Source organism: Ruegeria sp. CDSC042, from assembly GCF_059610745.1.
Genome location: NZ_JBXWOF010000008.1, coordinates 40155 through 58557, shown reverse-complemented (window position 1 = coordinate 58557; position 18403 = coordinate 40155). Strand labels below are relative to the sequence as shown.

General features: G+C 57.5%; 20 protein-coding genes, 1 other RNA gene and 1 riboswitch. Of the genes, 11 read left to right on the top strand and 10 right to left on the bottom strand.

Annotation, left to right across the window (positions count from 1 at the left end):
• The first annotated feature begins 108 nt into the window (after positions 1-108).
• Both AC2FHX_RS15625 and AC2FHX_RS15620 read left to right on the top strand, forming a co-directional pair.
• Positions 109-417, top strand: a complete 309-nt coding sequence (locus AC2FHX_RS15625; protein ID WP_496702650.1) for an ArsR/SmtB family transcription factor — start codon at positions 109-111, stop codon at positions 415-417.
• Positions 410-1441, top strand: a complete 1032-nt coding sequence (locus AC2FHX_RS15620; RefSeq protein WP_496702648.1) for a permease — start codon at positions 410-412, stop codon at positions 1439-1441. Before AC2FHX_RS15625 ends, AC2FHX_RS15620 begins: the two co-directional genes overlap by 8 nt.
• 42 nt (positions 1442-1483) lie before the next feature.
• Here AC2FHX_RS15620 and AC2FHX_RS15615 read toward each other — a convergent pair whose 3' ends face one another.
• Both AC2FHX_RS15615 and AC2FHX_RS15610 read right to left on the bottom strand, forming a co-directional pair.
• Complete coding sequence (locus AC2FHX_RS15615) at positions 1484-1873, bottom strand: hypothetical protein (RefSeq protein ID WP_142636997.1); 390 nt, start codon at positions 1871-1873, stop codon at positions 1484-1486.
• Positions 1874-1924: 51 nt separating this feature from the next.
• Entirely contained in the window at positions 1925-2683 is a 759-nt protein-coding gene (locus AC2FHX_RS15610) for a DUF1013 domain-containing protein (RefSeq protein ID WP_142636995.1), read from the bottom strand.
• Positions 2684-2813: 130 nt separating this feature from the next.
• Between AC2FHX_RS15610 and AC2FHX_RS15605 the strand changes: the two genes are divergently transcribed.
• Positions 2814-3443: a ribonuclease T2 family protein gene (locus AC2FHX_RS15605; RefSeq protein ID WP_496702798.1), complete on the top strand. Its 630-nt coding sequence runs from the start codon at positions 2814-2816 to the stop codon at positions 3441-3443.
• 200 nt (positions 3444-3643) lie between these two features.
• The gene (locus tag AC2FHX_RS15600; protein WP_142636994.1) at positions 3644-4024 is read left to right on the top strand and encodes a hypothetical protein; all 381 of its coding nucleotides are present in this window, start codon (positions 3644-3646) and stop codon (positions 4022-4024) included.
• Between the two features lie 192 nt (positions 4025-4216).
• Here the strand turns inward: AC2FHX_RS15600 and recR are convergent, their stop codons facing one another.
• The 3 genes from recR to AC2FHX_RS15585 form a co-directional block, all read right to left on the bottom strand.
• The gene (recR, locus tag AC2FHX_RS15595) at positions 4217-4810 is read right to left on the bottom strand and encodes a recombination mediator RecR (RefSeq protein ID WP_142636989.1); all 594 of its coding nucleotides are present in this window, start codon (positions 4808-4810) and stop codon (positions 4217-4219) included.
• 64 nt (positions 4811-4874) lie between these two features.
• Positions 4875-5219 carry a YbaB/EbfC family nucleoid-associated protein gene (locus tag AC2FHX_RS15590; RefSeq protein WP_142636987.1) on the bottom strand — a complete coding sequence of 115 codons (345 nt, stop codon included), beginning with the start codon at positions 5217-5219 and terminating at the stop codon, positions 4875-4877.
• A 155-nt stretch (positions 5220-5374) separates the two neighbouring features.
• The gene (locus AC2FHX_RS15585; protein WP_281973092.1) at positions 5375-7126 is read right to left on the bottom strand and encodes a DNA polymerase III subunit gamma/tau; all 1752 of its coding nucleotides are present in this window, start codon (positions 7124-7126) and stop codon (positions 5375-5377) included.
• A 156-nt stretch (positions 7127-7282) separates the two neighbouring features.
• On the opposite strand from AC2FHX_RS15585, the gene AC2FHX_RS15580 reads away from it, so the two are divergent.
• Positions 7283-7783 carry a protein-tyrosine phosphatase family protein gene (locus tag AC2FHX_RS15580; RefSeq protein ID WP_496702645.1) on the top strand — a complete coding sequence of 167 codons (501 nt, stop codon included), beginning with the start codon at positions 7283-7285 and terminating at the stop codon, positions 7781-7783.
• A gap of 1 nt (position 7784) precedes the next feature.
• Here the strand turns inward: AC2FHX_RS15580 and AC2FHX_RS15575 are convergent, their stop codons facing one another.
• On the bottom strand, positions 7785-8189 hold the full coding sequence (locus tag AC2FHX_RS15575) for a hypothetical protein (RefSeq protein ID WP_282021950.1): 405 nt from the start codon (positions 8187-8189) through the stop codon (positions 7785-7787).
• 83 nt (positions 8190-8272) lie between these two features.
• Positions 8273-8492: riboswitch (cobalamin riboswitch) on the bottom strand.
• Between the two features lie 139 nt (positions 8493-8631).
• Here AC2FHX_RS15575 and AC2FHX_RS15570 point away from each other — a divergent pair.
• A complete protein-coding gene (locus AC2FHX_RS15570; protein ID WP_282021949.1) occupies positions 8632-9489 on the top strand; it encodes an alpha/beta hydrolase family protein in 858 nt (285 codons plus the stop codon).
• 21 nt (positions 9490-9510) lie between these two features.
• Here the strand turns inward: AC2FHX_RS15570 and rsgA are convergent, their stop codons facing one another.
• The 3 genes from rsgA to AC2FHX_RS15555 form a co-directional block, all read right to left on the bottom strand.
• Positions 9511-10539, bottom strand: a complete 1029-nt coding sequence (rsgA, locus tag AC2FHX_RS15565) for a ribosome small subunit-dependent GTPase A (protein WP_496702642.1) — start codon at positions 10537-10539, stop codon at positions 9511-9513.
• A 158-nt stretch (positions 10540-10697) separates the two neighbouring features.
• Positions 10698-10796: signal recognition particle sRNA small type (gene ffs / locus AC2FHX_RS15560), an RNA gene on the bottom strand.
• A gap of 39 nt (positions 10797-10835) precedes the next feature.
• Entirely contained in the window at positions 10836-12677 is a 1842-nt protein-coding gene (locus tag AC2FHX_RS15555; RefSeq protein WP_496702640.1) for a 5'-nucleotidase C-terminal domain-containing protein, read from the bottom strand.
• Between the two features lie 195 nt (positions 12678-12872).
• On the opposite strand from AC2FHX_RS15555, the gene nudC reads away from it, so the two are divergent.
• Genes nudC through AC2FHX_RS15540 form a run of 3 tightly spaced genes read left to right on the top strand, consistent with a single transcriptional unit; the run spans position 12873 to position 14853 of the window.
• On the top strand, positions 12873-13853 hold the full coding sequence (gene nudC / locus AC2FHX_RS15550) for an NAD(+) diphosphatase (RefSeq protein WP_142636972.1): 981 nt from the start codon (positions 12873-12875) through the stop codon (positions 13851-13853).
• Between the two features lie 40 nt (positions 13854-13893).
• Entirely contained in the window at positions 13894-14361 is a 468-nt protein-coding gene (locus AC2FHX_RS15545; RefSeq protein WP_142636970.1) for an SRPBCC family protein, read from the top strand.
• A gap of 24 nt (positions 14362-14385) precedes the next feature.
• Positions 14386-14853: a GNAT family N-acetyltransferase gene (locus AC2FHX_RS15540; protein ID WP_496702638.1), complete on the top strand. Its 468-nt coding sequence runs from the start codon at positions 14386-14388 to the stop codon at positions 14851-14853.
• 1 nt (position 14854) lies between these two features.
• Here AC2FHX_RS15540 and AC2FHX_RS15535 read toward each other — a convergent pair whose 3' ends face one another.
• On the bottom strand, positions 14855-15688 hold the full coding sequence (locus AC2FHX_RS15535) for a prephenate dehydratase (RefSeq protein WP_271949791.1): 834 nt from the start codon (positions 15686-15688) through the stop codon (positions 14855-14857).
• 119 nt (positions 15689-15807) lie between these two features.
• On the opposite strand from AC2FHX_RS15535, the gene AC2FHX_RS15530 reads away from it, so the two are divergent.
• A complete protein-coding gene (locus AC2FHX_RS15530) occupies positions 15808-16317 on the top strand; it encodes a c-type cytochrome (RefSeq protein ID WP_281973121.1) in 510 nt (169 codons plus the stop codon).
• A gap of 174 nt (positions 16318-16491) precedes the next feature.
• Positions 16492-18396: an extracellular solute-binding protein gene (locus AC2FHX_RS15525; RefSeq protein ID WP_496702636.1), complete on the top strand. Its 1905-nt coding sequence runs from the start codon at positions 16492-16494 to the stop codon at positions 18394-18396.
• The last annotated feature ends 7 nt before the right edge of the window (positions 18397-18403 follow it).

Genomic DNA, 18403 nt, shown 5'->3' with positions numbered 1-18403 from the left:
TGAGCAATCTGGACTCACTCTCTTTTCACGAATTCTGATCAGAATTTGTTGACGGTAGCTTTCAATACTTCTATATAACTAGAAATCTAGTTTATTGGAGTTGTGGATATGTGGGAAACCGCTGCAGCAGGATTTTCGGCGATGGGGTCAGAGGCGCGACTGAAAGTCCTCAAGACACTCGTTCGCGCCGGAGAGACCGGGCTCACCGTAGGTGAAATCCAGGAGAGAACCGGCATTGCCCCGTCGACGCTGGCCCATCACCTCCGGTTTCTTGCGGCCGGTGATGTTGTCGAACAGGAAAAGATCGGGCGCACCACGATCAACCGTGCCCGGTATGACCATCTCAGAAACCTCGCGCAGTTCATTCTGTCGGAATGTTGTGCGGACGAAATTGGAAAGGCGGCAAACGATGGCTGACCTTACTCAGAGCCCTCGAGCCCCGTTCAAAACCGTCTTCGACCTGATCAAAACCCCATGGGCGGTGATTGTCGCCATTCTGATCGCGGTGGCGATACTCGACCCAGGCAATCTAATGGAGGTGATAACATTTGCCGGTAAGGCACTGGCCCATACCGGCCAATATATTCTGTTTGCTGTGCTGCTGTTGTCATACCTCAAGGCCACCGGTGCCGAAGTCATGGTGGCCCGAGCCTTTGAGGGCCGCGAGACGCGGATGATCCTTTTGGCTGCCCTGTTTGGCGGGTTGGCCCCATTCTGTTCCTGCGAGGTCATCCCGTTCATTGCTGGTTTACTGGCGCTTGGGGCGCCACTGTCTGCGGTTATGGCGTTCTGGCTCAGCTCTCCGCTGATCGACCCGCCGACGCTGTTGATTACGGCTGGCGCTTTGGGATGGCCCTTTGCTATCGGAAAAGCCTTAGCCGCAGTGGCACTTGGCCTGTTTGGCGGATTCGTCGTGCGCACCATGACGCGCAGCGGTGTGTTGACCCAACCTTTGCGGAACTACCAACCAGCTGGATGCGGCAGTTGTGGACCTAAGCAAGAGGACAAACCGGTCTGGAAATTCTGGCATGACCCTGCGCGCCGGAATAGATTTCGTAGCGAGTTCTTTCGAAACGGCCTGTTCTTGTTGAAATGGCTGGCGCTTGCCTATGTTCTCGAGGCGTTGCTAATCAATTATGTACCCGCTGATCTGATCGCACGCGCGGTCGGAGGAAACGGCGTGTTGCCCATAATCATCGCGGCACTTGTTGGGATGCCAGCCTATCTGAACTCATATGTCGCGCCGCCGCTATTGGCAGGTCTGATGGAGCAGGGGATGAGCGCCGGGGCAGCAATGTCCTTTATGATCGCGGGTGCGGTCAGCTCGATCCCGGCCATGGCTGCGGTATGGTCGCTGGTCAGGCCGAAAGTGTTTGCGACCTATCTGGGCCTGGGAATAATCGGCGCAGTGATCGCAGGGATCATCTTTCAGATGATCTGAAGGAAAAACCGCCCGGTGTGGACACCGGGCGGTTTTGCTTTGTCAGCTTGCTTCGCAATAACGCGGAAGTTTGAAGCGATACCTTGGTTCGCCACTTTCCACATAGACCCGCTTTTCGACACAGGCGCTTTGGCCAACGGTCTGGGAAATCGGGGCCTCGGTCGAAGTGATCGACGTCGCGGACCCGTCGGGTAAACGTACCGAGGCAATCACCCCGTTCTTGAGGTCGCCGTTGATAGCGGTGGCGGACAGAACCGGGACGGTCATGAAGGCTTCGTGTTCATGCGTGCCGTCGTCGTTCAGCAACAGCAGGGCTGCGGCAACCGCGATAACGCCTACGACACCGAACACGAGCAGGCCCCAGGTTCTTAGGAAGGCATAGATTGTCACGGCGCGGTGTGGGCCAAAAATGGCAGACAATATGTTCAGCATCAGAGTCTCGTCAAAAAAGCCCCGGCCAGTCTGACCGGGGCTGTCTGCGTATCAGAAACGCGGATCGCTTTCGTCTTCATCCTCGGCCTCGCCTTTGGGCAAGTTGAAGAAACTGTCGGCGTCGATGATCGGCTCTTCTTTCTCCTCGGGGGAGTCATCAGACAACGAGAAGGTCTCGAGACCCTCGATCGCCGTTGGAATTTTGGGCGCTGCGTCCATTTCCAGTGACTGCTCGGTCGAAACCAGCTTGCGGCGCTCATCATCGCTCATGACGCCACCTTCAGCGGCTTTCTTGGCGGCGGCTTTCTGCACGATTGCGTCCAGCTCGGACTGTTTACACAAGCCCAGAGCGACGGGGTCAATCGGTTGCATGTTCGAGATGTTCCAGTGCGTCCGCTCGCGGATCGACTGGATGGTCGGCTTGGTGGTGCCGACCAGCTTGGCAATCTGACCGTCGCTGAGTTCGGGGTGGAACTTGACCAGCCACAGAATCGAGTTCGGACGGTCCTGACGCTTGGACAGCGGGGTATAGCGCGGGCCACGACGTTTTTCCTCGCCACTGGCAGCGGGGTTGAACTTGAGCTTCAGCTTGTGCAGTGGGTTGCCCTGCGCCACGTCAATCTCTTCCTGCGTAAGCTGGTTGTTGGCGATCGGGTCGAACCCTTTGACGCCAGCGGCCACATCGCCATCGGCGATGCCCTGCACTTCCAACTCGTGCATTCCTACGAAATCCGCGATCTGCTTGAAGCTGATCGTTGTGTTGTCTACTAGCCATACGGCTGTTGCCTTGGCCATAAGCGGTTTTGCCATCAGCCCGTCTCCTATGCATACATCTTTCCCGTCGCCGGAATTCGGCGGCCCCGTGATCTTGGGGCAGGTTTCCGTTGTCGGGGAACTTGGGCTGTATATAGTCGCGGCAGGGCAAGAAGGGAAGAGGCGAATGCGCTGGCTGGTTCTATGGGTTTTTAGTGCAATGACGGCGCTGGCCGAGGGTGAAAAGTCGGGCGCGTTCGACTACTATGTCCTGGCACTTAGCTGGTCGCCGAACTGGTGCGCGCGCGAAGGCGACGCGCGTGGGTCCGATCAATGCGATGTGCGGCATGATCACGGCTGGATTCTACACGGGCTTTGGCCGCAATTCCATCAGGGCTGGCCATCTTATTGCCGCACGGCCGAGGCCTCGCCGACGCGGACTATGACCCGTGAAATGGAAGATATTCAAGGCAGTTCCGGCCTTGCCTGGCATCAATGGAAGAAGCACGGCACCTGCTCGGGCCTAAGCGCTTCGGACTATTACACCTTGTCGCGGCAGGCCTATGGGTCGGTCGAGCGTCCAAAGGTGTTCCGCCAGTTGGACACATCTGTAAAACTGCCCGCATCTGTCGTGGAAGAAGCGTTTCTAAAGGTCAATCCGGGGCTGGAGCGCGACATGATCACCGTCACCTGCAAACAAGGCTATATCGAAGAGGTGCGCCTGTGCCTGTCCCGCGATCTTGAACCGGTGCCTTGTGGCCGGGATGTGATCAAGGACTGCGCGGCCAAAGACGCGCTTTTTGATCCGATTCGTTAGAGGGTCCGGATGGCAGTCGCGGTACCAAAGCTGCACGTCTTGAAAACAGGGTCACGTCCAGCGTGTCATAACCGCTGAGCACCGCCGAAGGGCCCAGATGCACAGTCCGGGTCAGGTACATGTTGTCGAGCGTGGGGACCATTTTGAGGTTCCTGACGTTGAGATCGCCCTAGTCGTTACGTTCCTGCAAATTGCGGCGGTTGAAGGTCCAAATTCATGAAAATGTTGCTGACTATTTTTCTGAGCTTAGTTGCCTACGCGACTACGGCAAAGCTGTTGTTTGGAAGCTCACTCCAGCCAATTGCCCTGATAACGCTCTGGAACGACAGGCTTGGCGCACCGTTTTGGCCGATATTGCTGTAGTTCGGTACCGCGACGAGCTATTTGGTTGCCGCCTTCTTAGCAAAGAAGGGCTTGAAGGAACTTCTCTCGGTTCCGATTTTTTGGCCTTGTCGATGAGTTTTTCTACGGTGTTTGTTGCAACATATGCTGAGTTGTTGCGCGCAATAGCCACCAGAAGCTTTAATGCAGATGTGGAAATTCAGAACTCATTCTACCAATCACTTAAACATGCGCTCTAAGAGGGGCAGTTCTTTTTGCACGGCGCGGCTCTTAAAGATTGCGTTCCATTTGCGTGGAGCTATAGGCGAGTGTCGTATTTTCAATTGCCTAACAACGTTGCAGTGAATGTCCTTCCATCGGAATGGTTGGTAAGCTGCAATATCATCGGAGATTGAGTTTCGAACTCCTTTTGAAGCGCGTCATGGGCTACACTACAACTCCTTCCGCGCCCTAAGCGCCGCTGTGATCGTCCCGTCATCCAAATAGTCCAGCTCGCCGCCAATCGGCACACCCTGCGCCAGCGAGGTCAGGCGCACCTGCCCGTCCAGTTGATCGGCTATATAGTGCGCGGTGGTCTGGCCATCGACAGTGGCGTTCAGCGCCAGAATGACTTCGGTGATCCCCTCGGCTGTGACCCGATCCTTGAGGCGAGGAATGCGCAGCTCATCCGGGCCGACTCCATCTAATGCTGACAAGGTGCCACCCAGAACATGATAGCGGCCTTTGAAAACTGCGGCGCGTTCCATCGCCCAAAGGTCGGCGACGTCTTCGACGACGCACAGCTCTCCGGTCGCGCGGACTTCGCTATCGCAGATGTCGCAGATATCCGAAGTGCCTACATTGCCGCAATTCAGGCACTCACGGGCAGTGATGGCAACCTGTTGCATCGCGTCCGCAAGCGGTGTCAGCAGAAGGGCGCGTTTGCGGATCAAATGCAGCACTGCGCGACGGGCCGAACGTGGGCCGAGGCCCGGCAGTTTGGCCATCAGGTCGATCAGATTGTCGATATCGCTGTTCGAACTCACTGCGCTTGCTCCTGCATAAGGGCCGGGCAGTTGGGCCCGGCCGGTATTTCGTCAGGAGTGCCTATCAGAACGGCAGCTTGATGTCTGCGGGCAGGCCCATGCCTTCGGTCAGCTTAGCCATCTCAGCCTGCGACCGTTCTGCGGCCTTGGCCTGAGCATCTTTGACGGCGGCCAGGATCAGATCTTCGACCACTTCCTTGTCGTCGCCGTTAAAGATTGATGGGTCGATATCGAGACCTTTCAGCTCTCCCTTGGCCGTGGCTGTTGCCTTGACCAGCCCTGCACCGGATTCGCCGACAACCATGATGGTATTCAGCTCTTCCTGCATATCCGTCATCTTGGTCTGTAGATCCTGCGCGGATTTCATCATCTTGGCCATGTCACCCAGGCCGCCGAGTCCTTTGAGCATCGGTATTCTCCTAATATTCGGTTTGACGCCTAAATACGGGCGCGGTCGGCGCGGCACAAGGGCCGAGCTGGCTCCCGCCCGTCGTCAAGGCCTTTGGCCAGACCTTTCCTCCCGTTGGGCCCGGGAGGTTTCCAGTTGGGTCAGATGGGACGGTTTCAGTCTTCCTCGAACGGGTCCCATTCGTCTTCGACCTCGGGCAGCGCCTCGGTTTCCACTTTGGCGGCACGTTCTTCCGGTGTTTCAATCCGCTTGATGCGTGCCTTCGGAAATTGCATGAGCACCGCCTGAACCAACGGGTGTTTCTCAGCCTCTGCTTTCAACGCCAGCTCGGCGGCGTCTCGAATCTCGGCGATGGTCGCAACCTCACCATCGGCCACAATCGACACAGCCCAGCGGTTGCCAGTCCATCGTTGCAGCGACGAACCCAGTCTCGCTGCCAGATCTGTGGGTGCGTTCTGTGTCGGGGTGAATTCGATCCGCCCCGGTTGGTAAGAAACCAGCCGCACCCCGTTTTCGACCTCGACCAGAAGTTTCACATCCCGATTGGTGCGGATCAATTCAACCACGTGGTCAAAACTCGGATACCGTGCCAGCGCCGATTGGATATCATGGGCCAGAGCCGCCGAAGGCGCGCCGGCGGGGCTGCTAGTTGCGGACACGTAAGAAGATGATGCCGCTGGTACCGGAGCCTGAGAGGGCACGGCCATACCACCGCCCGGACCACCATTCGGAGGCGGTGGCGGGTTGTCCTGCAGGCGCTTGATCAGCTCTTCGGGGCTGGGCAAGTCGGCAACATGGGTCAGGCGGATAACGGCCATTTCAGCAGCCATCATGGCATTTGGCGCGGCCGATACCTCTTCCAGCGCTTTCAGCAACATCTGCCACATCCGGGTCAAAACGCGCATTGGCAGGGCCTCGGCCATTTGCTGACCACGGGCACGTTCATCAGGGGAAACCGTCGGGTCCTCGGCTGCGTCTGGCGTGATCTTCACAACCGAAACCCAGTGCGTGATTTCGGCCAGGTCACGCAGCACGGATAGCGGATCGGCCCCTTCGGCATATTGCCCGCCCAATTCAGTCAGCGCGCTTGCTGCATCCCCTCGCAGGATCATTTCCATCAAGTCCAATACCCGGCCCCGGTCGGCCAGACCCAGCATCGCGCGCACCTGATCGGCGCTGGTTTCACCGGCCCCATGGCTGATTGCCTGATCCAGCAGCGAAGTTGCGTCGCGCGCCGACCCTTCGGCCGCGCGGGTGATCAGCGCCAGGGCATCCTCCGCGATCTGTGCCTTCTCAGCCGCTGCGATCTTATTGAGCAGGCCAATCATGTCCTCGGGTTCGATCCGGCGCAGGTCAAATCGTTGGCACCGCGACAGAACAGTCACCGGGACTTTGCGGATTTCGGTCGTGGCAAAGATGAACTTCACATGCGCAGGAGGTTCTTCCAACGTCTTGAGCAGCGCGTTGAATGCGCTGGTCGAAAGCATGTGAACCTCGTCGATGATGTAGATCTTATAGCGCGCACTGGCGGCGCGGTATCGGACCGAGTCGATGATTTCGCGGATATCATTCACGCCGGTTCGGCTGGCGGCGTCCATTTCCATCACATCGACGTGGCGGCCTTCCATGATGGCGACGCAATGTTCGCACTGGCCGCAGGGTTCGGTCGTGGGCTTGCCTTCGCCATCGGGGCCAATGCAATTCATGCCCTTGGCGATGATCCGGGCCGTGGTTGTCTTACCCGTACCGCGGATGCCGGTCATGATGAAGGCTTGTGCAATCCGGTCGGCCTCGAACGCGTTTTTCAGCGTGCGCACCATTGCGTCCTGACCGACGAGGTCAGCAAAAGTTTCCGGGCGGTATTTTCGCGCGAGAACCTGATAGGCGGGGCTGGGCGTGTCGGTCATGTCTGCTCTGTTGGATTCGTGTCAGGTTTGCAGCGTAGAGACCCCCGCCGCCCGCGTCCACCGCGCGCGAAAAGGAATTTCGTTTTGGCAAGTTGCATCAGAGCCGGTAAATCATGAGGGGCTTCAGCCCCATGTGGTGATGCAGGAAAAGGAGCTGTGTTGGAGAGTTTTGTAATTCACCCTCTTGGATTGGGCAAAGGGCAGATCGCTCTGTGCCCACTGCCGGGTGTCACGGGCGATTATGCTGGGGATTTCGCAGTAATCCGGGATTGGGCGCCGGACCTGGTCATCTCGATGACGACCTCGGATGAGTTCCAGCATTCCGGCGGGCTGTCATTCGAGGCGGACCTGCAGTGCGAACGGATTGCCTGGGTTCACCTTCCAATCCGCGATTTCGGCGTCCCCACGCCTGAAGTTGAGGCGCTTTGGCCGCAAGCCAGTGAGGCGGCCCAACATGTCCTTGCCAGAGGTGGCAAGGTGCTGGTGCATTGCCGCGGTGGGTGCGGTCGCTCGGGGATGGTTGTGATGCGGCTAATGGTGGAATGCGGCGAAGCGCCTGGCCAAGCGCTTCGGCGGTTGCGTGCGGTGCGGCCCTGCGCGGTGGAAACCGACGCGCAAAAGGACTGGGCCGGGTTGCCGGCCCGAACCCTTCCCTGAATCAGGCAGACACTTGATACGGAATACTGTCGCTGCGCGGCGGCAGGATCGATACGTCGAGCATCGCACAGGGTGGTTCTGACAGAAAACCAGCGGATTTCTGGATGAACTCCGGCCCGAACATCATGTCGCCATAGGCGTCCAGCTTTTCTGTCGGCGTGTCTGTGCTGGTGCCGCAATAGACCCTGATTTGTTCTGATTGGGCCCGAAAACGGGCCGTGCAGCCTTCGGTGCAATGGGTCAGATCGCTGGTACCTTCGACCTCGAATGTTTTGGATGTCGCAGGCCTTGCCGTCGCCATCGCCTCGGCCATGGCGCGTGCCATTCGGGCAAGGGCGGGGCAGGGTTTCCCGGTCCTCTGACAGACGGTTGCGGTGAATTCGTGTGTTTTTGTCTTCCAGATCATAATGCGCCCTCCGCGCGCAGGACGAAGGGTGAGGATCAGGTTTGACAGCGCGCTGACGACCTGCCCGGACACCCCGCCCGAGTTTCGGTTTCGATACGATGGCAGGTCTCCTGACTTGCGGGTCGTCGCTTTGCCGACCTTCCCAGCCCTGGGGCCAGTGGTATTTCGGCATTGCTCACCGCTTACAGTTGCGGGGGCAGTCGCGGAGTTGGCCCTTTCCGGCATCGCCGGGGCAGACCGCACCGTGTTCCCTTTTCATCCCGCCCCAATTCCGGGGCAAGAACCATCACCACATCGCTAGCGGCTATGCAGACCCCGAGTCAAGCCACCTGTTGGGGTTCAAACCGGACGTTTGGTCATCTTGATGAAATCTTGACTCTGGTGGCCGAAATCGGGCCGATTGTTGAGTGAACCGAGTAGTTCAGAATTTGTCGGAAGCGCCATGCTTGATACCACGCCCTGCGTCCAGACTAAGGACTTTGATTTTGCCTCAGGCTCTGCCAGCCTGTCGGCGCGGCTGTATCTGCCTGAAACCGAGCCGAAGGTCGCCGTGGTGATTCACAGCGCAACTGCAGTGCCGCGCGAATATTACCAGCATTTTGCCCGTTGGCTGGCCGCCGAACAGGGTATTGCCTGTTTGACCTATGACTACAGCGATTTCGGGCATTCGCTGCGCGACAAACTCAAAACTTCCGAGGTGACCATGGCGGATTGGGCCTTGGTCGACATGCCCGCCGCACGGGCTGAGATGCGCAGGCGGTTCCCGGACGCTTTGCAGTGGAGCATCGGTCATTCCCTTGGCGGCTTGCTGGGGCCGGTGCAGCCAGACATTGATCAGATCGACCGGATGATCTGTGTATGTTCGGGGCTGGTTACTCTGTCCGACCATCCCTGGCCCTATCGCGGGCTGGCGTGGATGTTCTGGCATGTGCATGGGCGTCTGGCAGTGAATGCGCTGGGCTATCTGCCGGGCAAAGCGGTGGGGATCGGTGCCGATTTGCCTGGTCCGGTCTATTGGCAATGGCGTAGCTGGTGCACGGCGCCGCAGAATTATGTGCCGCAGATCGGTGACGCTCTGCCCGAAGCGAGATGGGCGCAATCGAATACGCCGGTGGACCTGTTCACCTTCGAGGACGACCAGATGGTGCCGCCAGACGCTGTCTGGCGGCTTGCCGATCTGTATGGACCAAAGGCGCGGCGGCATCTGCTGTCTCCGAAAGAGATCGGAGTGCCCGAGATCGGTCATATCGGTGCCTTTGCCCGCAGAAATCAGGCGCTTTGGCCCCGGTTGATTGCCTGAAGACGCGCTTTTCCGTCCCCGTTAGGGTCTGTTGCGAGACTTTTTATCATGCATGACAGACCGCACCAATTTACCAAAGGCTTTGTCGCGCGCCCGGGATTGCGCAAGGGTTTCAGAGTTCCTCTGATCCTCGCGCCGCAGCTTGTTCCAGCGTACCAGCCGGTCCGGCGAGAGCAGGCCATCGGCAATCGCCTCTTGCACAGCACAACCGGGTTCGGCCTGGTGCTGGCAATCTGAGAACCGGCACGTTGCAGCCAATTCCAGAAGGTCTGAGAAAACCTCATCCACGCCGTCTTGGGCATCCATCAAACGCAGGGCGCGCATTCCTGGCGTATCAATCAGCCACCCCCCGTTTCGCATCGGGTGAAGCGCACGATGGGTCGTGGTGTGGCGACCCCGTGCGTCATCCTCGCGGATCCCCGCCGTTGTCCCGGCCTGACCAGTCATGGCGTTCGCCAATGTGGTTTTGCCGACACCGGATGAGCCGACCAAAGCAGCAGTTTGCCCGGCAGGGCACCAGGACAGGATCGGATCAATCTCTGACGCCTCCAGCGCGTTGACGGTTAGAACGGTCAGAAACCGAGCCAGCGAACTGGCCTGACTGGCATAGCTCTCTGGGTCAGGGCAGCTGTCGGCCTTGGTCAGGACAACAACCGGATAGCACCCGGCCTGATGCGCCAGCGCCAGATAACGCTCTAGCCGTGCCAGATTGAAATCGGCATTGCAGGAACTGACGATATACAGCACGTCCACATTCGCCGCGATCAGCTGAACCTGCGCACCGGTGCCTGCGGCCCGGCGTTGCAAGAGGCTTTTGCGCTCCAAAAGATGCCGAATGCGGTTTTGATCATCCGCAAGGACCCAATCGCCAACCGCAAATTCGCCGGTTGATCGGTCAGGGGTCAGATCAGATGTGCCGCCAAGCGCATTCAGGCCGATCAGGCGATCACGATGGACGGCGTTGATGCGATGCGGTGTGCAGGTAGGGTTCACAGCATGTTGGGCTGCAAAATGAGAGGACCATCCCAGGTCCGAAAGTGTTTTGGACATTGTTCTGCCTGTGTTCAGATACAGGAAACCATCAGGGTGGCAGGCGCGCACCCATCGGTAACGTGTTCAGGCAAAAGCGGGGGTTAGTCCCGGAAACGCTCTGCCCGAAGGGTCATTGCTACAATCATAAAGTCCCTCCTGCGGCAGTCGTTGCGCGTAAGTGAGAGGTTGGACATCGACCCAAGCGGGGCTCGTTGTGGCTGCTTCCTTCCGGATCTGACCAGGTTGGCGAGGCGCTCGCCCGCGCCAACCTCTCGAGGGTGGATATAGGCAGTTGGCCGGAAAAACACAACCCGTCAGAAGGTCAGAAGAATCCGTAAAAAGCCATTTCCGTCAGTTCCAAGGACTTGTGGATCAAATTCCTGAATGTCCTGCAGATGTCGGTGGGCACTTGGACCGGTGCGTAAGATCGCCTGCGTACCCGTGTTACTAGTGATTCTGAAGGGTTCCTGGGCCTCTTCAAGCGGATCGCTGACCAAGGTGCCTGACAGATAATCCAGCAGGGCTTGCTGGACCGGCAGGATGGGCATGTCGATACGTTGCGCATTACCCGCAAATGGGAAATGCCCGCCCCCGCTGGCGCGATAATTGTTAAGCGCGACGGCAAATTGCTGATCCGGTGCAATGGGGGTGGCACCGACCAGAACCTCTGAAACGCGCCGGTTTTCGGCGTTGATCAAGGTGCCCATATCGTCGAAACGCGGAGGTTGTGTCAGATCAATTATGCAGGACAGCCCGTATAGCACATCAAAGTTGTGACCCACCCGATTTTCGCAAATAAGTTCGGATGCAGATCCGGTTGAAATCTGGTTGAAAACAGCTGCGGACATCTCAAGCCAGTCCACGATTTGGTCACCGGATACAATGACACCCTGCAATTCGTTTGGAAAAACATGCAGGTCAACCACGTTACGCAGGAATATCTCGCCAGGCTTAACATCCGTATAGAATCGCGGCCCGGCCCGACCGCCGAATTTCGAAGGTGAAACCGCCGATAAAATCGGAATATCTGCCAGGTCGGTTTCGGACATACACAGACGTAACGCGGCAGCCTGGGCGGCGGCGACCAGCCTCAGCCCACGGTCCTCGGTGCAAAAGCTGAAATAGCTGTGCAGATGGTGCGGGGTGCGCCCGACCGGCTGGCCCGCTCGCCTGCGGGTTTCGGCATGACCAGAGGAAAAGAGATGCAACAATTCCGGATCTTCGGGCGCCAGTGATACGATTTCGTCGGGACGCCCCGCAGATATCGGTCGCAGCGCCGCCCGGGCTTCGCCAACGGTCCAGCCGCCGCGCTCTGCCGAGTGAAGTTTCAGGTCGACCACCCCCAGATGTGATCCGGCCGTTCCGGGTAAGACAACTGGTTTGCCATGCACCAGAGTGTTTTCAGAGCCGGCCTTGGCGGGATAGGTCAAATGGGAATGACCAGCAATTATTGCGTCGATACCTTCGATTTCGGCCAGCGGAATAATCGCGTTTTCCATATTCCGTTGTGACGTGTCCGGTCCGAAACCGGTATGGGCCAACGCGATGATCAGGTCGCAATTTTCGTCTTGGAGCTTTCTGACTTTGTTTGCCGCACAAGTCAGGATGTCCTGAGTGGTAAGGGTGTCGTGCAGCTTGTGCGCCTCCCATTGCGCTGTCTGAGGGGGGAGGACCGAAAAAACACCAATTTTCAAGGCCATAGGTGTCGGCGAGCCAGGGATCTCTTTGTGCAAAATGACATGATCTTGCCAGATCTGTGGCCCATTCGTGCGCAAGGCATTGCTGCTGAGCACAGGGCAGGGGGCGTCAGAGATAACGTGCTGTAAGAATTGAAGCCCAAATCCGAAGTCGTGATTTCCCAGGCCAATCGCGTCATATCCCAGGCTGCCGAAGGCCTGCATCAGGATGTGCGGCGCATTGGCGGGATCGGCAGCCCAATCCCCCAACGGTGTACCCTGCAGAGCGTCTCCGTTGTCGAAGAGCAAGACGATATCTCCGTCTGCCTCAGCCTCGTTCCGCGCCTGCCGGATCAGGCTGGCCGTTCGGGTCAATCCGATCGTAGGTTCGTCTTGATCCGCGTAATAATCAAAACTGCACAGGTTCATGTGCAGATCGGTGGTCGCCAAAATCCGGATACCTACAGACTGATCAGACAAATGCGAAATTGTTTTCAATACTCTACTTTTGGCAGTTTTATGAATAACAACTTCAACAAAAAGCATAGTAAGTGCAAATTTTTTTATGTACTTGCGGTAATTTGACAGGATCGCCTCGGTTTTCGGTCGTGGAATTGTCGTTGCAACACCGAAGCTGTCATGGCAGCCCTGTGCAGGCGAACCAGAGGAATTTAAATGAAGAACGCGGAACAGGTAACGTTTGGTGGATCAGGGCTGGATCGTGCCGCACATCTTCGTGGAGACGTCGACGCGATGGCAGCAGCGCGAGCACATCCGAAAGCGAAATGCCTGTTGCTGTGGCGCGGAAAGCTGCTGGTTCAAGGAGAGGCCCTTGATCAACTCTGCTTGTTACCTGTCTTGCACGAGCTGATCGCAAATGGTCCCGGTGGGATCGTCCCAGCGCCAGTATTGCTTGGTCTCTCGGATGAGGTTCCGGTTTTTGCCTTTGATATATCCGATTGGATGCCCGAGGGCGTTGACCTGTCCGAGCTTGGAGCATTCTTCGACCGATCAGAGCAACAGCACCCGGATTTGCCTGAAGGTCAGGTTTTTGTCGAATTGCGCCGCATCATGGCGCGCCTTTCCCCACGTGATGCCGAACTTTCGGCTTCCGCCAAGGCGGTCATCGCCTGGCATGAAACCCATAGGTTTTGCGCTCGTTGCGGCGCCGCCAGCGATATGGCGCAAGCAGGATGGCAACGCAGTTGCCCGTCGTGTGGGGGGCAGCATTTCCCACGCACCGACCCGGTGGTCATCATGTTGATCACATATAGGAATTCGGTGCTGATGGGGCGATCCCCGGGATGGCCTGAAGGGATGTATTCGCTACTGGCCGGATTTGTCGAACCCGGAGAAACGCTGGAAGCGGCGGTGCGCAGAGAGGTGATGGAAGAGGCCGGTGTCCCCGTCGGGCAAGTAACCTATCTTTCCAGCCAGCCCTGGCCCTTTCCGGCGTCACTGATGTTTGGCTGTGCAGGCGAGGCATTGTCGCAAGAAATCACTATAGACCCGGTTGAAATCGAAGACGCGATATGGGTGAATAAGGCTGAAATGATGCAGGTCTTTGCTGGGGAACATCCCAGCCTTCTGCCAGCGCGCAAAGGCGCGATTGCGCATTTTCTGCTGCAAAACTGGCTTGCAGATACGCTCGACTGACAAAATACTGGGCGAATAGGCAAGAGAACGATAACCCACCATGCAATTCTCCGCACGTGAAGATATTCAGGCCCCTGTCAACGCCGTGTTCGAAATGTTTGCGGATTTCGAACGGTTCGAGCGGATGGCAATGCGCCGCGGGATCGAGGTCCGGCGTTTGTCAGGGCATATGGGCGTTGTGCCCGGTACATCCTGGGAGACCGAGTTCCGTATGCGCGGAAAGCCCCGGCGCGTGGAAATCAATATGGCCGAATGTGATCCACCGACCCATATGCGGTTCGAGGCGGCAAGCAAGGGAATGAATGGCTCAACCAGGGTCGAGTTTCTGGCCCTGTCGCAACGTAGAACCCGGCTGACCGTGGATATGTCGCTATCGGCCAAATCCCTGCCTGCACGGCTGTTGCTGCAATCGCTCAGATTGGGTCAGTCGCGGTTCCGGCGACAGTTTCAGGCCCGCCTCAGCGAATTCGCGCGGGAAATGGAAGAACGTCATCTGCACGGTTCTTGAGAATTCCGAGACAAGAGGCCCTGAATGTCTGATGTGATATTGCGCAGCGCTGTTGTGGATGACGCCAAAGGTATTTCCGAGGTCCTGCAAGAGATCGTGACCGCCGGTAAGCGCACCAAACCCAGCGATGAGGGTTTTGCCAAAGAGCATTACATCAGCCACCACGGCAGCATCCAATGCACCGTGGCGGTGCAGGGTTCACAGGTATTGGGCTTTCAGGCGCTGAAACTGGCCGTCGACGGAAACCCTTATGGCGTAACAGCCGGTTGGGGCATCATCGGAACACATATACGTCCATCAGCCGCGCGCATGGGGGTCGGGCGGGCCCTATTTCAGGAAACGCTGCTGGCGGCCCGCGCCGCAGGTCTGCCTGCAATAGACGCGACCATTGGCGCGCAAAATGCCGAAGGCCTGGCCTATTACGCGGCCATGGGATTTGTCGATTACCGCTCACATGAAGGGGCGATGTGCAAGAAATACCGGCTGGGTTGACCTAGCCGCGCGGCTGGACTGCCGGATAGACGCCCAGAATCTCGACATTGGTGGTAAAATGTTCCAGCTCTTCCAGGGCCAGTTGCACATTGCGATCGTCCGGGTGCCCGACAATATCCGCATAGAACTGAGTGGCCGTGAACGACCCGTCGACCATATAGCTTTCCAGCTTGGTCATGTTGACACCATTGGTGGCGAACCCGCCCATCGCCTTATACAGCGCGGCCGGGATGTTGCGGACCTGAAACACAAAGCTGGTGATCATCCCATGCGCCCCGCGCCGCGACAGGTCCGCATCGCGTGACATGATCAAAAAACGCGTGGTGTTGTCGTCGCTGTCCTCGATATGGCGGGCAAGGACGTTCAGGTTATAGATCTCTCCGGCCAACTCGCTGGCCAGCGCGGCAGAATGCAGTTCGGCAGCCTCGGAAACCTCGCGCGCGGCGCGGGCATTGTCCGGGCTGACGCGTCCGTGAATGCCGTGCTGCTTCAGGAACCCAGCGCATTGTGGCAGCAGTACCAGATGCGAATGCGCTTCGGTGATGTCGCTCAGCTTGGCACCGGGGACGGCCAACAAATTGATGTGTACGCGAACAAAAGCTTCGTCGATGATATGCAACCCGCTATGGGGCAGCAGGCGGTGAATATCGGCCACCCGCCCATAGGTCGTATTTTCGACCGGAAGCATCGCCAGGTCTGCTTTGCCGGACCGAACTGATTCGATCACATCCTCAAATGTGCGGCAGGGCAGGGCCTCCATATCGGGACGAGCGTTTCGGCATGCCTCGTGGCTATAGGCACCGGGTTCTCCCTGAAATGCGATACGTTTTGTCATTTGGTCGATTCCGTGCAACAAGTTCCAGAATTGGGCGTTTAGTCGCGGTGTCTATACCTTGCCTCTTGTAAGGGGAAGCCTTAGACACCCCGCAGACAGCTGAAATGGACTCGCGATCAATGTTCGACACGATGACAGTTACCAAGGCCGCAGCAGGCCTGTTTGGCACCTTCCTGGTGCTGCTTCTGGCCAAATGGGCCGCAGAAGAGCTTTACCACGCCGATGCCCATGGCGAGACGGCTTCGTACATCATCGAAACCGAAAGCGCAGGCGAAAGCGCCAACGGTGAAGAGGTAGTATTTGAAGAGCTTCTGGCCGCCGCCGACGTTGAAAAAGGCGCCAAAGTTTTCCGCAAGTGTACCGCGTGTCACAAGCTGGAAGACGGTGCAAACGGCACAGGCCCCTATCTGTATGGTGTCGTTGACCGCCCTGTCGCAACGGCCAGCGGTTTTACCGGCTATTCGCCACCGATGCAGGCCCATGGCGGCAACTGGACACCCGAAGCACTGGATGCCTTCCTGACCAAGCCAAGCAGCTATATCTCGGGCACATCCATGAGTTTTGCTGGCCTGAAAAAACCGCAGGACCGTGCCGATCTGATTGCCTATCTGCAGACAATCGGCAACTGATGCCAGACCGGCACATCTGAAATTCAAAGCCGCTGCCCCGTGCAGCGGCTTTTTTTGTATGAAGAAACCTTCACAATGCGCTCACGCATTCTAAACTTGAATCAGTCAACGCTGGACCTTTAGCTTCGTTCAGGCGCAAGACTATAAGAAGTGACGCAACAGGGGATGAGCCAAATGGAATCCAACCGACAGATTGTTCAGGCACGTGCATTGGATTTCAGAGGTTGGTTGACCATACCGATTACCGGCTTTTTGCTGCTTGCGCTCATGACCTCTCAACTGTTTGCCGAAGAGACCATCATCAAAAGCCACGGATTCTCGGAATTTGGCGATTTGAAATACCCTGAAGGGTTTGCCCATTTCGACTATGTTAATCCTGATGCGCCGCGCGGCGGAGAGTTGTCTTATGCAGCACAAGGGACATTTGACAGTTTCAACCCTTACACGCGGCAGGGCCGCGCGGGTGCGCGTTCTGCGGATCAGTATGAATCCCTGATGGTCGCGTCCTATGATGAAACGGCCACTTACTACGGTCTGCTGGCAGAAAGCCTAGAATACCCGGAAAGCCAGGATTGGGTCATCTTCAACATGCGACCTGAGGCGCGGTTTTCCGATGGAACCCCGGTGACTGCTGAAGATGTTGTGTTTTCGCATAATCTGCTGCTGGAACAGGGGTTAAAATCCTACGCCGACGCCGTCCGCGAGATGATTCCGCGTGCCGAAGCGCTGGATGATAATCGGGTTAAATTCTACTTCGCACCGGATATCCCGCGCCGTGGCCTAATAAGTCAGGTTGCCGGGACATCTGTGTTTTCCAAGGCCTGGTTTGAGGCAGACCCCGAAAACCGGCGGCTCGACAAATCCCGGCTTGAGCCCGGTATCGGATCCGGACCTTATGTTTTGGACAGCTATGACATCAACCGGCGCATCGTCTACAAGCGCAACCCGGACTATTGGGGCGACCACGTTAATGTGAATGTTGGCCGCAACAACTATGACTCCATCCGGATCGAATATTTCGCGGACTCGATTGCTGCGATGGAAGGGTTCAAGGCGGGCACGTTCACACTACGCCAGGAAAACAATTCAAAAAGCTGGGCAACGGCCTATGATTTTCCTGCCATAGCAAACGGAACAGTGGTTCGGGTAGAGCTGGAAGACGGGGATGTCCCCAACGCTTCGGGCTTTGTCATGAACCTGGACCGACCGCAATTTCAGGATCCCAAGGTGCGCGAAGCCGTCCAGTTAGGGTTCAACTTCGAATGGACGAATGAAAGCTTGCAATATGGCCTGTTTCAGCAGCGCGACTCATTCTGGCAGGGAACTCACCTAGAAGCGACGGGGCTGCCCGAGGGGCGTGAACTGGAGGTTCTGCAAAGCCTGGGCGATGCGCTGGACCCTGCGGTACTGACCGACCAACCGGTCGTTGCCCATGAATCCCGCGCCGAGCGTCAGAATGATCGCCGCAATCTGCGCGCCGCGATGAAGCTGCTGGATGAGGCGGGTTGGCAGGTGGGCGAAGACGGTATCCGCCGCAATCAAAACGGTGAAGTACTGGCCATAGAATTTCTGTCAGACCAGCCGACTCTTGATCGTATCATCCAGCCATTTGTCGCTAACCTGAGGACGATGGGCATAGATGCAACCTACAATCGTGTGGACAATGCGCAATTCACCCTGCGCCGCCGTGACCGGGATTTCGACATGATTTTCGGCGGGTACCCAAGTTCGCTGCAACCTTCGACGGGACTGTACCAGCAATTCGGAACCGAGGCGGCCTCGTATTCCGTATTCAACCCGTCCGGTGCGTATGGCCCGGATATTGAACCGCTGATCGACAACATCGTGGCAGCGACCAACAGCGAAGAGTTGTTTGCCAATGTTCGTGCCCTGGACCGTGTTTTGCGGGCCAAGCGGATCATGGTGCCCACTTGGTATTTGGGCAAATACTGGGTTGCCTATTGGGACATGTATGAATACCCGGAAAACCTGCCGCCTTATTCATTGGGAGTCGAAGACCTGTGGTGGATCAACGCCGAGCAGGAAGCCCAGTTGAAATCCTCCGGCGCCTTGAGGTAATCCGCCC

What these genes read in the sequence shown, in the direction of transcription:
- AC2FHX_RS15605 (WP_496702798.1), top strand. Translation starts at nt 2,814, where the DNA reads ATGCGCTGGCTGGTTCTATGGGTTTTTAGTGCAATGACGGCGCTGGCC.
- AC2FHX_RS15540 (WP_496702638.1), top strand. Translation starts at nt 14,386, where the DNA reads ATGTCTGATGTGATATTGCGCAGCGCTGTTGTGGATGACGCCAAAGGT.
- AC2FHX_RS15590 (WP_142636987.1), bottom strand. Translation starts at nt 5,219, where the DNA reads ATGCTCAAAGGACTCGGCGGCCTGGGTGACATGGCCAAGATGATGAAA.
- AC2FHX_RS15530 (WP_281973121.1), top strand. Translation starts at nt 15,808, where the DNA reads ATGTTCGACACGATGACAGTTACCAAGGCCGCAGCAGGCCTGTTTGGC.
- AC2FHX_RS15525 (WP_496702636.1), top strand. Translation starts at nt 16,492, where the DNA reads ATGGAATCCAACCGACAGATTGTTCAGGCACGTGCATTGGATTTCAGA.
- AC2FHX_RS15615 (WP_142636997.1), bottom strand. Translation starts at nt 1,873, where the DNA reads ATGCTGAACATATTGTCTGCCATTTTTGGCCCACACCGCGCCGTGACA.
- nudC (WP_142636972.1), top strand. Translation starts at nt 12,873, where the DNA reads ATGAAGAACGCGGAACAGGTAACGTTTGGTGGATCAGGGCTGGATCGT.
- AC2FHX_RS15625 (WP_496702650.1), top strand. Translation starts at nt 109, where the DNA reads ATGTGGGAAACCGCTGCAGCAGGATTTTCGGCGATGGGGTCAGAGGCG.
- AC2FHX_RS15620 (WP_496702648.1), top strand. Translation starts at nt 410, where the DNA reads ATGGCTGACCTTACTCAGAGCCCTCGAGCCCCGTTCAAAACCGTCTTC.
- rsgA (WP_496702642.1), bottom strand. Translation starts at nt 10,539, where the DNA reads ATGTCCAAAACACTTTCGGACCTGGGATGGTCCTCTCATTTTGCAGCC.
- AC2FHX_RS15545 (WP_142636970.1), top strand. Translation starts at nt 13,894, where the DNA reads ATGCAATTCTCCGCACGTGAAGATATTCAGGCCCCTGTCAACGCCGTG.
- AC2FHX_RS15585 (WP_281973092.1), bottom strand. Translation starts at nt 7,126, where the DNA reads ATGACCGACACGCCCAGCCCCGCCTATCAGGTTCTCGCGCGAAAATAC.
- AC2FHX_RS15575 (WP_282021950.1), bottom strand. Translation starts at nt 8,189, where the DNA reads ATGATCTGGAAGACAAAAACACACGAATTCACCGCAACCGTCTGTCAG.
- AC2FHX_RS15570 (WP_282021949.1), top strand. Translation starts at nt 8,632, where the DNA reads ATGCTTGATACCACGCCCTGCGTCCAGACTAAGGACTTTGATTTTGCC.
- AC2FHX_RS15535 (WP_271949791.1), bottom strand. Translation starts at nt 15,688, where the DNA reads ATGACAAAACGTATCGCATTTCAGGGAGAACCCGGTGCCTATAGCCAC.
- AC2FHX_RS15610 (WP_142636995.1), bottom strand. Translation starts at nt 2,683, where the DNA reads ATGGCAAAACCGCTTATGGCCAAGGCAACAGCCGTATGGCTAGTAGAC.